The sequence below is a fragment of the Pseudomonas sp. GW458-11-26-14-LB4 genome (assembly GCF_059423925.1).
The window spans coordinates 63,191-77,577 of record NZ_JBWKYU010000002.1 but is presented as its reverse complement, the minus strand read 5'-3'; the positions used below and the strand labels follow the sequence as shown (position 1 = coordinate 77,577).

Annotated in this window: 13 protein-coding genes and 1 riboswitch; of the genes, 9 read left to right on the top strand and 4 right to left on the bottom strand. The window is 62.3% G+C overall.

Annotation, left to right across the window (positions count from 1 at the left end; genetic code table 11):
• Both AC07XZ_RS03090 and AC07XZ_RS03085 read left to right on the top strand, forming a co-directional pair.
• The gene (locus AC07XZ_RS03090) at positions 1-1,515 is read left to right on the top strand and encodes a tripartite tricarboxylate transporter permease (RefSeq protein WP_039772694.1); all 1,515 of its coding nucleotides are present in this window, start codon (positions 1-3) and stop codon (positions 1,513-1,515) included.
• Positions 1,508-2,548, top strand: coding sequence for an AbrB family transcriptional regulator (locus AC07XZ_RS03085; RefSeq protein WP_102685960.1), 1,041 nt, complete (start codon positions 1,508-1,510; stop codon positions 2,546-2,548). Before AC07XZ_RS03090 ends, AC07XZ_RS03085 begins: the two co-directional genes overlap by 8 nt.
• 66 nt (positions 2,549-2,614) lie before the next feature.
• Here the strand turns inward: AC07XZ_RS03085 and AC07XZ_RS03080 are convergent, their stop codons facing one another.
• Positions 2,615-3,052, bottom strand: a complete 438-nt coding sequence (locus tag AC07XZ_RS03080; protein ID WP_102685959.1) for a hypothetical protein — start codon at positions 3,050-3,052, stop codon at positions 2,615-2,617.
• Positions 3,053-3,211: 159 nt separating this feature from the next.
• On the bottom strand, positions 3,212-3,907 hold the full coding sequence (ung, locus tag AC07XZ_RS03075; RefSeq protein ID WP_102686088.1) for a uracil-DNA glycosylase: 696 nt from the start codon (positions 3,905-3,907) through the stop codon (positions 3,212-3,214).
• Positions 3,908-4,039: 132 nt separating this feature from the next.
• On the opposite strand from ung, the gene dspII reads away from it, so the two are divergent.
• Complete coding sequence (gene dspII / locus AC07XZ_RS03070; protein ID WP_102685958.1) at positions 4,040-5,152, top strand: enoyl-CoA hydratase/isomerase DspII; 1,113 nt, start codon at positions 4,040-4,042, stop codon at positions 5,150-5,152.
• 51 nt (positions 5,153-5,203) lie between these two features.
• Here dspII and AC07XZ_RS03065 read toward each other — a convergent pair whose 3' ends face one another.
• Positions 5,204-5,605 (bottom strand): hypothetical protein, encoded by a 402-nt coding sequence (locus tag AC07XZ_RS03065; protein WP_074691080.1) that lies wholly within the window; start codon positions 5,603-5,605, stop codon positions 5,204-5,206.
• Between the two features lie 178 nt (positions 5,606-5,783).
• The gene (locus tag AC07XZ_RS03060) at positions 5,784-6,047 is read right to left on the bottom strand and encodes a hypothetical protein (protein ID WP_064383076.1); all 264 of its coding nucleotides are present in this window, start codon (positions 6,045-6,047) and stop codon (positions 5,784-5,786) included.
• A 282-nt stretch (positions 6,048-6,329) separates the two neighbouring features.
• Positions 6,330-6,430: riboswitch (guanidine-I (ykkC/yxkD leader) on the top strand.
• 63 nt (positions 6,431-6,493) lie between these two features.
• On the opposite strand from AC07XZ_RS03060, the gene AC07XZ_RS03055 reads away from it, so the two are divergent.
• The 6 genes from AC07XZ_RS03055 (at position 6,494) to uca (ending at position 14,380) form a co-directional block, all read left to right on the top strand.
• Positions 6,494-7,561: a putative urea ABC transporter substrate-binding protein gene (locus AC07XZ_RS03055; protein WP_102685957.1), complete on the top strand. Its 1,068-nt coding sequence runs from the start codon at positions 6,494-6,496 to the stop codon at positions 7,559-7,561.
• An 18-nt stretch (positions 7,562-7,579) separates the two neighbouring features.
• Positions 7,580-8,395 (top strand): ABC transporter permease, encoded by an 816-nt coding sequence (locus tag AC07XZ_RS03050; RefSeq protein ID WP_102685956.1) that lies wholly within the window; start codon positions 7,580-7,582, stop codon positions 8,393-8,395.
• Positions 8,392-9,180, top strand: a complete 789-nt coding sequence (locus AC07XZ_RS03045) for an ABC transporter ATP-binding protein (RefSeq protein ID WP_102685955.1) — start codon at positions 8,392-8,394, stop codon at positions 9,178-9,180. The genes AC07XZ_RS03050 and AC07XZ_RS03045 overlap by 4 nt, the downstream gene beginning before the upstream one ends.
• 13 nt (positions 9,181-9,193) lie before the next feature.
• Positions 9,194-9,919 (top strand): urea amidolyase associated protein UAAP1, encoded by a 726-nt coding sequence (locus tag AC07XZ_RS03040; RefSeq protein WP_102685954.1) that lies wholly within the window; start codon positions 9,194-9,196, stop codon positions 9,917-9,919.
• A gap of 11 nt (positions 9,920-9,930) precedes the next feature.
• Positions 9,931-10,572: an urea amidolyase associated protein UAAP2 gene (locus AC07XZ_RS03035; protein WP_085729988.1), complete on the top strand. Its 642-nt coding sequence runs from the start codon at positions 9,931-9,933 to the stop codon at positions 10,570-10,572.
• A 175-nt stretch (positions 10,573-10,747) separates the two neighbouring features.
• Positions 10,748-14,380: an urea carboxylase gene (uca, locus tag AC07XZ_RS03030; protein WP_102685953.1), complete on the top strand. Its 3,633-nt coding sequence runs from the start codon at positions 10,748-10,750 to the stop codon at positions 14,378-14,380.
• Positions 14,381-14,387 lie beyond the last annotated feature (7 nt).

Below are 14,387 nucleotides of genomic sequence, written 5' to 3'. Positions count from 1 at the left end.
ATGGATACTCTCGGTTATTTGGGTCAGGGCTTCGGCGTCGCGCTGAGTCCGTACAACCTGGTCACGGCCCTGACCGGCACGTTGATCGGCACCGTGGTCGGCTTGTTGCCGGGCCTGGGCCCGATCAATGGTGTGGCGTTGCTGATCCCGATCGCGTTCGCCCTCGGGCTGCCGCCGGAATCGGCACTGATCCTGCTGGCGGCGGTCTATCTGGGCTGCGAATACGGCGGCCGGATCAGCTCGATCCTGCTGAACATTCCGGGCGAAGCCTCCACCGTGATGACCACCCTCGACGGTTACCCGATGGCCCGCAAAGGCCTGGCCGGCGTGGCGCTGTCGTTGTCGGCGTGGAGCTCGTTCATCGGCGCCTTCATCGCCACCTGCGGCATGGTGCTGTTCGCCCCGCTGCTGGCGAAATGGGCGATTGCCTTCGGTCCGGCGGAATACTTCGTGTTGATGGTGTTCGCGATTGTCTGTCTCGGCGGCATGGCCGGTGACCGACCGCTGAAAACTTTCATTGCGGCGTTGATCGGCCTGTTCCTGTCCAGCGTCGGCATCGACGCCAACAGCGGCGTTTACCGTTTCACCGGCGACAACATTCACCTGACTGACGGCATTCAGTTCGTGGTGCTGGTACTGGGCCTGTTCTCGGTCAGCGAAATCCTCCTGCTGCTGGAAAAAACCCATCGCGGCCAGGAAGCGGTGAAAGCCACCGGGCGGATGATGTTCAACTTCAAGGAAGCGGCGTCGGTGTTCGTGGTGAACATCCGTTGCGGCCTGCTCGGCTTCATCATGGGCGTGTTGCCGGGTGCCGGTGCGACCCTCGCCAGCGCCGTGGCCTACATGACCGAGAAACGCATCGCCGGTGCCAGCGGCAAGTTTGGTCAGGGCGACGCCCGCGGCCTCGCTGCACCGGAAACCGCCATCGGCGCCTCCGCTTGCGGCGCGCTGGTGCCGATGCTGACCCTTGGCGTTCCGGGCTCGGGCACCACGGCAGTGATGATCGGCGCTCTGTCGCTGTACAACATCACCCCCGGCCCGCTGCTGTTCCAGCAACAGCCGGATATCGTCTGGGGCCTGATCGCCTCGCTGTTCATCGCCAACATCATGCTGGTGATCCTGAACATCCCGATGATCCGCATCTTCACCCGCATCCTCGCCGTGCCGAACTGGGCCCTGGTGCCGGTGATCGCGATCATTACCGGGATCGGCGTCTACGCCGTGCACGCGACCACGTTCGATCTGTTCCTGATGGTCGGCATCGGCATCTTCGGCTACATCCTGCGCAAACTGGACTTCCCGCTGTCGCCAGTCCTGCTGGGGTTCATCCTCGGCGGCCTGATGGAGCAGAACCTGCGCCGGGCGCTGTCGATTTCCAACGGTGCACTGGAGATTCTCTGGTCGAGCCCGATCACCTTCGGCGTCTGGGTGCTGACCGCGATCATGTTGCTGATGCCGCTGCTGCGCATCTGGCGCAAACGCTCGGCCGCGCAACGCGCCGTTGCCGATGTCTGATCGGCTCTCCCTCAAAACCTGGTGGGGAACCCCGCTGGTCGGTCTGCTTGGCGGTTTCATCGCCAGCCAGATCGGCTGGCCGCTGCCGTGGATGGTCGGCTCGTTGCTGGCGATCATCCTGGTGCGCTGCCTGACCCCGTGGCAATTGACAGAAATCCCTGGCGGCCGCAAGTGCGGCCAGTGGATCGTCGGCATCGGTATCGGCCTGCACTTCACCCCGCTGGTGATGGAGCAGGTACTCGGCCACTTCGGCCTGATCTTCTTCGGCGCACTGGTCACCAGCCTCTCGGCGGTGGTCGGCGTGTGGCTGATGCGCCGCACCGGCGAGGATCGCGCCACGGCATTTTTCTCCAGCATGCCCGGCGGCTCCGGCGAGATGGTCAACCTCGGCGCCCGCAACGGCGCGCTGCTCAGCCATGTCGCGGCCGGGCAGAGTCTACGGGTGCTGGTGGTGGTGTTGTGTGTTCCGGCGGCGTTCAAGTATCTGCTGGGTGACGGCACACCGATTTCACACGCCGGCAGCGTCGATTGGCGCTGGCTGGCGATTCTTTTTCCGGCGGGTGGCCTGCTCGCCTGGCTCTGGCAACGCCTGCGTCAACCCAACCCATGGCTGTTCGGCCCGCTGCTGGTCAGCGCGGCGGTGAGCATCGGCTGGGATCTGCACATCGGTCTGCCCAATGGCGGCAGTCAGATTGGCCAGTGGTTGATCGGTAGCGGCCTGGGTTGCCACTTCAACCGGCAGTTCTTCCGCCGCGCACCATCGTTCATGGGACGCACGTTGATCGGCACGGCGCTGACCATGTTGATCGCGACACTTGCGGCATTGGGGCTGAGTGCACTGACCCATCTGGATCTGCGATCGCTGACCCTGGGCATGATGCCCGGCGGGATCGCCGAGATGAGCCTGACGGCGGAAACCCTGCAACTGTCGGTGCCGCTGGTGACGGCGATGCAGGTGATGCGGTTGTTGTTCGTGTTGTTTCTGGCGGAACCGTTGTTCAAGTATTGGAATAGAAACGGGGAATGTCCGTAAGTCATGTAGACGCCCAATACGCTTCAAGACCGGAGAAGCATGACTTGAAGCGTATTCTTAGCCCAATCAGGAAATATCGAATTTCCCCATCATCACTTCTACCGTTTTACCAGACGCGCCGATGCGGCCTGTCAATCGAAACTCCGAGGCTTTATAACGGGTACCTTCGACGACTTCAGTGAGCGTGATCTCTCCACCAATCGCTCGGTAGTGCTCTTCGCCATCACCCACATCAACGAAGAAATCTACGTCAATACTGCCGGGCCCGAGAGCGTGCTTGCCACTCGCGAGGCCTTTTGGGAGCTTAAAAATAAGCGACGTAAAATATCTATCGATATCGATACGACCACCTGCAGCGAAATAGTTGTCGTCATCGTGGAGAAAAACAACTTGAGTGTCGATAACGTTTCGTGGGTCATCTTGATCAAACCGCGTAGTTCTTGCAAAAAGACTTCCCGACGCCTTCGGAAAGGACTTTACATTCTTGATTCTCAAATCTGTCATGACGATCTCCCGCTCCAATGTTTACCAGCGCACTCGACTGTGGACGCCGACTGCATAACTAAACGCGGGTTTCGCTTTTATATCTACTGTCAGAAATAACAGGTCGATGAAGCAATCCGACGGGCGGCTCTCACCACCCGAGAGACTTCAGAAGATTAATTAAACAACCGACGGCAGGCGCCACTCGATCGGCGCTTCGCCGTTCTGCTCCAGGAATTTGTTGGTGCGGCTGAAGTGCCCGCAACCGAGAAAGCCACGATAGGCCGACAGCGGCGACGGATGTACCGACGTCAGCACCAGATGCTTGGTGGCGTCGATCAGCTTCTGTTTGCTCTGGGCATGTGCGCCCCAGAGCATGAACACCAGATGCGGTTGCTGCTGGCTGACCACTTCGATGATCCGGTCCGTGAAGAACTGCCAGCCCTTGTCCTTGTGCGCATTGGCGTTGGCGCGCTCGACGGTCATGGTGGTGTTGAGCATCAGCACGCCCTGATCGGCCCAGCTCTGCAAATAGCCGTGGTTGGGAATGTCGATGTTCAGGTCGCGTTTCAACTCTTTATAGATGTTGACCAGCGACGGCGGCGCCGGCACGCCCGGTTGCACCGAGAAGCACAAGCCGTGGGCCTGGCCCGGGCCGTGGTACGGATCCTGGCCGAGGATGACCACTTTCACCTTGCCCAGCGGCGTCGAATTCAGCGCATTGAAGATCATCGGGCCCGGCGGATAGATTTCCTTGCCGGCCGCCCGCTCCTGCTGCAGAAAAGTGCGCAACTCTGCCATGTAGGGCTGGTCGAATTCGGCACGCAGTGCCTCCTTCCAGCTCGGTTCGAGTTTGATACGGTCGTCAGCAGTCATGGTCATACCCGGCAAAAACAATGGGGCGAACCCTAGGAAAGCCGACCACGCTTGTCAATTGATCTGACGCAGATCCGGCACTTTCCCACACAGCGATCATACTGATCGTTCAAATTCCCGATCGAGGTCACGATGAATCTGCACTTCGAAGAACTCACCGGCACCGACGGCGCGCGCATCGGCGTGGCCACGCTGGATGCCGAAAAGTCGCTCAATGCGCTGTCCCTGCCGATGATCCACGCCCTGAGTGACAAATTGAACGCCTGGGCCAAGGATCCGCAAATCGTCTGCGTGCTGCTGCGCGGCAACGGCGCCAAGGCCTTCTGCGCCGGCGGCGAAGTGCGCAGCCTGGTGGAAGCCTGCCGAGCCCATCCCGGCGAAGTGCCACCGCTGGCCGCACAGTTCTTCAACGCTGAATATCGGCTGGATTACAGCCTGCACACTTACCCGAAACCGTTGATCTGCTGGGGCCATGGATATGTGCTCGGCGGAGGCATGGGCCTGCTGCAAGGCGCGAGCATCCGGATCGTCACGCCGAGCAGTCGTCTGGCGATGCCGGAAATCAGCATCGGCCTGTACCCGGACGTCGGCGCCAGTTGGTTCCTTTCGCGTCTGCCGGGCAAGCTCGGTCTGTTCCTTGGTTTGACCGGCGCGCACATGAACGGCCGCGATGCGATCGATCTGGACCTGGCCGACCGCTTCCTGCTCGACGAACAGCAGCAGGAACTGATCGACGGCTTGTTGCAGTTGAACTGGCAGGAACAGACCGCCATGCAGCTCAACAGCCTGCTCAAGGCATTGCAGCAGGAAGCAGTGGCGCAGATGCCGGAAGCGCAATGGTTACCGCGCCGTCGGCAGATTGATGAGCTGTTGGATGTCAGCGACGTGACCTGCGCCTGCAAAGCCATCAGCCTGCATCGGGACAGCAGCGACCTGTTGATTGCCCGTGCGGCGAAGACCATGAGTGAAGGCTCGCCATTGACGGCGCATCTGGTCTGGGAACAGATCATTCGTGCCCGCCACTTGTCGCTGGCCGAAGTCTTTCAGATGGAATACACCCTGAGCCTCAATTGCTGCCGGCATCCGGAATTCAGCGAAGGGGTCCGGGCGCGGCTGATCGACAAGGATCACAAACCGCACTGGCACTGGCCGGACATCGCCCGGGTGCCGGACGCGGTGGTCGAGGCGCACTTTCACAAGGTGTGGGAGGGGCGGCATCCGTTGGCGGATCTCTCCAGCTACTGAAATCCGGGCACAAAAAAAGCGGCGCTCAATGCGCCGCTTTTTTGCGGGGGGTTACCAGCGGTTGCCGTGCCGGTTGTAATCGCCGCGTCCACTGTGACGGTCGTAGTTGCCACGACCCCGGCGATCATCCCAGCCGCCGCGACGGTGGTCGTCCCAGCGTCCGCGATCATGACCGTGCCAGCGACGGTTCTCGTAGTAACGCGGAGCCGGTTGGTAGTAACGAGGCGCCGAGTAATAGCGTGGAGCCGGTTGGTAATAGCGTGGTGCTGGCTGGTAGTAGCGCGGCGCCGAATAATACGTGCTGCCGCCGCTGTAATAGGTGCCACCGCTGTAATACGAAGGTGCCTGCGATGTGTAGACCTCTGAGCTGTAGTAGCCATCTCCGTAGGAATAAGGGACGCATCCGCCAAGGGAAAAAAGCATCACGGTAAACAGAAGAATTCGGCGATACATGGCGGCCTCCTGGACCGCGGGTAGCCACACCAGCGACGCTGGCAGGCGTCAGTCTTTCATTCGGCGACTGACGAAATATCTGACAGCGTTTTCGGCATCCGGTGCGTTTCTGCAACAACTTGAAACAAGTGATTCATGAAACCTTGTTCATGCAGAAACTCCGTCATTCAGCCGCTGATTAGTGGTGCCCACCGTGGTATCCGCCGCCGTGATAACCCCGTCCGTAGCCGCCGCGATAGCCATGACCACCGTAGTAATAGCGGGCGCCACCGTAGTAGCGCGGACCGTAATAACCACCGTAGTAATAGGGCGAGTAATAGCCGGGATAGTAATAGGGCGTGGAGTAAACATCGTAGCCGCCGGCGTAGTAGTAACAACCGGACAGCCCTAGACCGAGCACTGCTCCCAGCAGCACCCGACGCAGCAATTTTGAAATACGCATGGCGGCCTCCTGAAAGACCTGTGACAGCAGTCGGCACAGACCGGCTGACATCAGATTTGACTGGCTGACCGCTACCGAGTGCCCAACCCTCAGGGGCATCGGATCAGCGGCAGCGGACGCTGCATGACGGTGCAACCGCGCACCAACACAAAGCGCCCACAGGCGTTTGCCATCCGCCGCAACGTCACGAAGCCCGTAACAGAGCGCCCGACCCGACTTGGCACGCCTCTCGCTTTAGCAAACCCGTGCAGGAGTCATCACAGGTTCGCGGCACCACAATTTGCAATGGCTGACTAGGGTTCCGGCTCGCATCTGCGAGTGGCTGGTCCGAGAGTTGGCGACCTCCAGTTGAGGTTACACGGCGGGACAAAAGCCCGGGAGACAAGCCACCGTTCGCGGTGCCGCGTTGCCTTCCTGTCCGCCCTCGATCAACTGGAGAAGCCACCATGTCCCGACTACGTTTGCCCGCCCTGCTCGCCGCCGCGTTCGCCGCGCTCATCAGCACTCAATCCCCCGCCGCGCAGAAAGACCATTTCAGCGTGTGCTGGACGATCTATGCCGGCTGGATGCCATGGGAATACGCCGGCAGCCAGGGCATCGTCGATAAATGGGCGAAGAAATACGGGATCAAGATTGATGTCGTGCAACTCAACGATTACGTCGAATCGATCAATCAATACACCGCCGGTCAGTTCGATGGCTGCACCATGACCAACATGGATGCGCTGACCATTCCGGCCGCCGGTGGCGTCGACAGCACCGCGCTGATCGTCAGCGATTTCTCCAACGGCAACGACGGCATCGTCCTCAAGGGCGAAGGCAAAAAAGTTGCCGACCTGAAGGGCATGGATGTCAACCTGGTCGAACTGTCGGTCTCGCATTACCTGCTGGCCCGCGCGCTGGACTCGGTGGACCTGACCGAGAAAGACCTGAAAGTGGTCAACACCTCCGACGCCGACATTTCCGCCGCCTTCAACACCGAGCAGGTCAACGCCGTCACCACCTGGAACCCGATGCTCTCGGACATCAAGGCCAAACCCGGCGTGACCGAAGTCTTCAACTCCAGCCAGATCCCCGGCGAAATCATGGACATGATGGTGGTCAACAGCGCCACCCTCAAAGACAACCCGGCGCTGGGCAAGGCGTTGACCGGCGCCTGGTTCGAAGTGGTCGATTTGATGAACGCCAGAAACGCCGCCGGCAAAGCCGCGCTTGAGCACATGGCCAAAGCTTCGGGCACCGATCTGGCCGGATTCCAGGCGCAACTGGACACCACCAAACTGTTCGCCACGCCGAAAGAAGCCCTGGCGTTCGCCACCAGCAAGCAACTGCCGGAAACCATGCGCAAAGTTGCCGAGTTCTCGTTCCAGCACGGCTTGCTCGGCGAAGGCGCCAAAGACACCAGTGCCGTCGGCATGTCCTTCGCCAACGGCGTGACCAGCGGTGACACAGGCAATCTCAAGCTGCGTTTCGATCCGACTTACGTGCAGCTGGCCGCCGACGCCAAGCTGTAAGCCACGGAGGATTTGGCCATGCGCCTGATCAATCGTCACCCGGATCGACCGAGTCGCCTGTTGCTGGTGATCCTGCCCTTCGCCCTGGTGCTGTTCGCCTACTTCATGGGCTCGGCCGAGCGCCTGGCGGACAACCCCAACGACAAACTGCTGCCCAGTGCGGTGCAGATGAGCGATGCGGTCAAACGCCTGGCATTCAATGCCGATAGTCGAACCGGCGAATACCTGCTCTGGCAGGATACCGCGTCGAGTCTCGGACGCCTGGCCATCGGCCTCGGCATCGCGGCGCTGGCCGGGTTGTGCCTGGGCATGGCGGCCGGCACCCTGCCGCTGTTCGGCGCACCGTTGTCGCCGATGCTGACGGTGCTGTCGATGGTGCCGCCGCTGGCCATCCTGCCGATCCTGTTCATCGTCTTCGGCCTCGGCGAGCTGTCGAAAGTGATGCTGATCGTGATCGGCATCACCCCGGCCCTGGCCCGAGATCTGGAACAGCGCGCCCGGGACATCCCCGTCGAACTGCTGATCAAGGCGCAGACCCTTGGCGCCTCGACCTGGACATTGATGCTGCGTGTGGTGCTGCCGCAACTGTTGCCGCGTCTGCTGATCTCGCTGCGGCTGATGCTCGGTTCGGCGTGGCTGTTCCTGATCGCCGCCGAAGCCATCGCCTCCACCGACGGTCTGGGCTACCGGATTTTCCTCGTGCGCCGTTACCTGGCGATGGACGTGATCCTGCCGTACGTGGTCTGGATCACCCTGCTCGCCTGGCTGATGGATTGGGGCCTCAAATACCTGACCCGTCGGGCATTTCCCTGGTATGAGGGGGCCGCCAAATGAGCTTCATCACGGTGAAAAACGTCTGGCAGCAATACGCCGACCAAGTGGTGCTCGAAGGCCTGAACCTCAACGTCAACGAGGGCGAGTTCTGCACGCTGGTCGGTGCTTCGGGCTGCGGCAAGTCGACCTTCCTGCGCCTGCTGCTGGGGCAGGAAACCGCCAGTCGCGGCGAGATTCTGCTCGACGGCCAGCCGCTGGCCCGAGAGCCGGATGCCAGCCGTGGCGTGGTGTTCCAGCGTTACTCGGTATTCCCGCATCTGAGCGTGCTGGACAACGTTGCGATCGGCCTGGAATTGCCGCGCGCTCCGCTGCTCGGGCGCTTGTTCGGAAGCGCGAAAAAAGACGCCCGCGAACAAGCCTCGGCGCTGCTGCAAAAAGTCGGCCTCGGCCATGCGCTGGACAAGTACCCGGCGCAACTGTCCGGCGGCATGCAACAGCGGCTGGCGATCGCCCAGGCATTGATCATGAAACCGCGCGTGCTGCTGCTCGACGAACCGTTCGGCGCGCTCGATCCGGGCATTCGCAAGGACATGCACGCGCTGCTGCTGGCGCTGTGGCGCGAAACGCAACTGACCGTGTTCATGGTCACCCATGATCTGTCCGAAGGTTTCAGCCTCGGCACCCGCCTGCTGGTGTTCGACAAGGTCCGCCTCGACCCGCACGCCCCCGGTGCCTATGGCGCACGCATCACCTACGACATCCCTTTGAACAGCGACCGCCGCGCCCAACGCGCCGCCGTCGACGCCCTGCCCGCCGCGTTGGCCGGCACGCTTCGTATTGCCTGAGAGGACTGCTCCCATGACTGATTCGACCCAACTGTTTCCACCCTTCGCCGAAGAAACCCTGCCCGGCGGCGGCCACCGTTCCTTCGTCTTGAAGCGCGGGCAACTGCTGCGCCTGACCGACCTGCGCGGCGGGGCCAACGTCAGCCTGACCCTGCTCAACGCCAACGAGAAAACCGAACGCCTGAACCTGCCCGACAGCCTCAAGTGCCAACACACCGCCAAGCTCACCACCGGCCATTGCCTGTACTCGGACATGGGCCGCGTGCTGGCGGCAATCACGGCGGATACCTGCGGCTGGAGCGACAGCCTCGGCGGTGTACTGTGCGCCGAGGAAGTCGCGGAAAAATACGGTCAGGGCCGCTATCAGGAACTGCGCAACGGCTTCTTTCGCAACGGCACCGACAACCTGCTGGTGGAGCTCGGCAAGTGGGGGCTGGGCCTTTCCGACCTGCTGATGACCCTCAACCTGTTCAGCCGGGTCAACGTCGATGACAGCGGGCGTTTGCACTTCGTCGAGGGCCATTCGCAGGCCGGTGACTACATCGAACTGTATGCACCGATGGACACGCTGGTTGTGCTCACCGCTCTGCAACATCCGCTGGATCCGTCGCCGCAATACGCCCCCAAACCGCTGAAGCTGAGCTGGATGAACGCCGACCCGAGCGTCGCCGAGCACTGCCGTACCTCGCGCCCGGAAAACGAGCGCGGCTTTATCAACACCGACCGTTTGTTCGCCTGAGGATCGTCGCCATGTCAGTTGCTATCGCCACTTCGCAAAAACAACCCGACGCTGCGGTGTACCGCGCCACCATTCCCGCCGGCGAACCCTGGCTGATGGAGGTCAAGGCCGGCCAGACCCTGCGCATCCTCGATCTGGAAGGCAATCAGGCGGTCGACACCTTGTTTTACAGCGCCGCCAATCCCCGTGAGCGCTACGACGTACAACGCACATTGCGCCGACAAAACAACGTCTACCTGAGCACCGGCAGCGTGTTGTATTCCAACCTTGGCAAACCGATGCTGACGATCATCGCCGACACCTGCGGCCGCCACGACACCCTCGGCGGCGCCTGCGCGCAAGAGAGCAACACCGTGCGCTACGCCCTGGAAAAACGCTACATGCACAGCTGCCGCGACAATTACCTGCGCGCCTGCGCCCACGACGGGCGCCTGGGCAAAGGTGACATCGGGCCGAACATCAATTTCTTCATGAACGTGCCGGTGACTGCCGAGGGCGGCCTGACCTTCGAAGACGGGATTTCCGCCCCCGGCAAATACGTCGACCTGCGCGCGGAGATGGACGTGATCGTGCTGATCTCCAACTGCCCGCAACTGAACAACCCGTGCAACGCCTACAACCCGACGCCTGCGGAGCTACTGGTATGGAACTGACATTCGTCCGTCTGCGCCGCTGGTTGTTTGCCCTGTGCCAGGCGCGCTCAGGCCAGTGCCTGAAAAAGTGAAGTGATTTCGCCGTCGGGGACGACCCTGGCGCCTGAACAAAAACGGCGGGACGGCCCGCCTCCCAGTCGAGCCCGCACCCTGTGCGGGCTCCGGGGGTTTCTCCATGTTCGAAAAAATCCTGATTGCCAACCGTGGCGCGATTGCTTGCCGCATTCTGCGCACCTTGCGTGAACTGCACGTCGAAGGCGTTGCGGTGTACTCTGAAGCCGATGCCGCCAGCCTGCACATCCTGCAAGCCGAGGAAGCCCACAGCCTCGGCGAAGGCGCAGCGGCCGGCACCTATCTGGCCGTGGACAAGATTCTCGCCATCGCCAAAGCCACTGGCGCCACCGCGATCCACCCCGGCTACGGCTTCCTCTCGGAAAACGCCGCGTTCGCCGAAGCCTGCGCAAACCATGGCATTGCCTTCATCGGCCCGACACCGGAGCAACTGCGGGTGTTCGGCCTCAAGCACACCGCACGGGCCCTGGCCAAACAGCACGGCGTGCCGATGCTCGAAGGCACCGAACTGCTCGACAGCCTCGACGCCGCGCTGATTGCCGGCGCGCAGGTCGGTTATCCGGTGATGCTCAAAAGCACCGCCGGTGGCGGTGGCATCGGCATGCGCGTGTGCCGTAACGCCAGCGAACTGAGCGAGTCGTTCGAGGCAGTGAAGCGCCTCGGCCAAAACAACTTCAGCGACGCCGGGGTGTTCATCGAAAAGTACATCCAGCGTGCGCGGCATCTGGAAGTCCAGGTGTTCGGCGACGGCCACGGCGCGGTGATCGCCCTCGGCGTGCGCGACTGCTCGGTGCAGCGGCGCAATCAGAAAGTCCTTGAGGAAACCCCGGCACCGAACCTGCCCGAAGGCATGGCGGATGAGCTGTGCGCCGCGGCGATCAAACTGGCCAAAGCGGTGAATTACCGCAGCGCCGGCACCGTCGAATTCGTTTTCGACAGCGATGCCCAGCGCTTCTATTTTCTGGAAGTGAACACCCGATTGCAGGTCGAACACGGCGTTACTGAACAGGTGTGGGGCGTCGATCTGGTGCGCTGGATGATCGAGTTGGCGGCCGGTGACTTGCCGCCGCTGGGCGAGTTGTTCGCAGGTCTGCGACCGCAGGGGCATGCGATTCAGGCGCGGCTGTATGCCGAGGATCCGGGGCGCGATTTCCAGCCCAGCCCAGGCTTGCTGACAGCGGTCGATTTCCCAGTCGCCGATGGCCGGCATCTGCGCATCGACACCTGGGTCGAGGCCGGTTGCGAGATCCCGCCCTACTTCGATCCGATGATCGCCAAACTCATCAGTTGGGCGCCGACCCGCGAACAGGCGCGTGCCGATCTGCATCAGGCCCTCGGCGACAGCCTGCTGTACGGCGTGGAAACCAACCGCGATTACCTGCGGCAGATTCTGCTCGATACGCCGTTTGCCAGCGGCCAGCCCTGGACCCGTTGCCTGGAAGGCCTGGTGTACCGGGCCAACACGTTTGAAGTGCTGAGCGCCGGCACCCAGACCAGCGTCCAGGACTACCCCGGTCGCCTCGGCTACTGGGCGGTCGGCGTGCCACCTTCGGGGCCGATGGACAGTCGCGCGTTGCGTCTGGGCAATCGTTTACTGGGCAACGATGAAGGCGTGGCGGCGCTGGAAATCACCATGAGCGGGCCGTTGCTGCGCTTCAATTGCGATGCGGTGGTGGCCGTGACCGGCGCACCGATTGCCCTGACGCTCGACGGCCAGCCGCAGGCGATGAACACCGCCCTGCTGATCCCGGCGGGCAGTCAATTGCACCTGGGCAATCTGCCGGGCGCCGGGGCCCGCAGCTACCTGTGCCTGCGCGGCGGCGTGCAAGTGCCGGATTATCTGGGCAGCAAAAGCACCTTCACGCTCGGTCAGTTTGGTGGTCATGGCGGACGGGCTTTGCGCGCCGGTGACGTGCTGCATCTGGCGGCCCTGAGCGACCGCAGCGCCGGGCAGACATTGGCGCCCCATCACGTCAGCGAATTACCTGCCGTGCGCCGGATCCGCGTCATCTACGGCCCTCATGGCGCGCCTGAATATTTCACTGAAAACTACATCGGCACCTTTTTCGCCACGCAATGGGAAGTGCATTTCAACTCCAGCCGCACCGGCGTGCGCCTGATCGGGCCGAAACCAGAGTGGGTGCGCGCCGACGGCGGCGAGGCCGGGCTGCATCCGTCGAACATTCACGACAACCCCTACGCCATTGGCGCCGTGGACTTCACCGGCGACATGCCGGTGATCCTCGGCCCGGATGGCCCGAGTCTTGGCGGGTTTGTCTGCCCGGTGACGGTGATCGAGGCGGATCTCTGGCAACTGGGTCAACTCAAGGCCGGGGACAAAGTGCAGTTCGTGCCCGTCGATCTCAAGACCGCACGCGATCTCGCCCTCAATTGGGACACCTGTGGGAGCTGGCTTGCCAGCGATGGGGCCCGAGCAGACACCGCGTCAACTTCATCGCTGGCAAGCCAGCTCCCACAGGCCCTGATTTCGCCTGTGGTTCTGGAATTGGGTCAGGACGACAAGCGGCTGGTCGGGCGTGTGTCCGGCGATACCCATCTGCTGCTGGAAATCGGTGCGCCGGAACTGGATCTGGTCCTGCGCTTTCGCGCCCATGCCCTGATGCAGGCGCTGGAAGGCAAAAACCTGCACGGCGTAATCGACCTGACACCGGGCATTCGTTCGCTGCAGATCCACTACCAGCCCGAACAATTGCCGCTGGCCGATCTGCTCGGCATCGTCGCCGGTGAATGGGATGCGGTGTGCGCCGCCCAGGACTTGCAAGTGCCGTCGCGAATCGTCCACTTGCCCCTGTCGTGGGACGATCCGGCCTGCCAGTTGGCGATCGAGAAATACATGACCACCGTGCGCAAGGACGCGCCGTGGTGCCCGAGCAATCTGGAGTTCATCCGCCGCATCAACGACCTGCCGAATCTCGACGAGGTGCAGCGCACGGTGTTCGATGCCAGCTATCTGGTGATGGGCCTGGGTGACGTCTACCTCGGTGCGCCGGTCGCCACCCCGCTCGACCCGCGCCATCGGCTGGTGACCACCAAGTACAACCCGGCGCGCACCTGGACCGCCGAGAACTCGGTGGGCATCGGCGGCGCCTACATGTGCGTGTACGGCATGGAAGGCCCCGGCGGTTATCAGTTTGTCGGGCGCACTTTGCAGATGTGGAACCGCTATCGCGAGGTCGCGGCGTTCGAAGGCAAACCGTGGCTGCTGCGCTTCTTCGACCAGATCCGCTTCTACCCGGTCAGCGCTGACGAATTGCTGCGCATCCGCCGGGATTTTCCACTCGGGCGTTTCGACCTGAACATCGAACAGAGCCAGCTCAACCTCGGCGACTACCAGGCCTTTCTGCAACGCGAAGCCGAGAGCATCGACGCTTTCCGGACGCAGCAACAGGGTGCGTTCCAGGCTGAGCGCGAACGCTGGATCGCCAGTGGCCAGGCGCACTTCGACAGCGAAGAAGCCGTGCCGGACAGCAGCGAAGACACACCGCTGACCAGCGGCCAGCAGAGTATCGACAGCCACATTGCCGGCAACCTCTGGCAGGTGCAGGTCGAGGTCGGCAGCCGCGTGGCAGCCGGTGATGTGCTGGTGATTCTGGAGTCGATGAAGATGGAAATCCCCGTACTCGCGCCCATGGCCGGGGTGGTGCAGGACATTCGCGTGCAGCCGGGATCGGCGGTGCGTGCCGGACAACGGGTCGTGGTGCTGGAACTCGACTGAAACCATT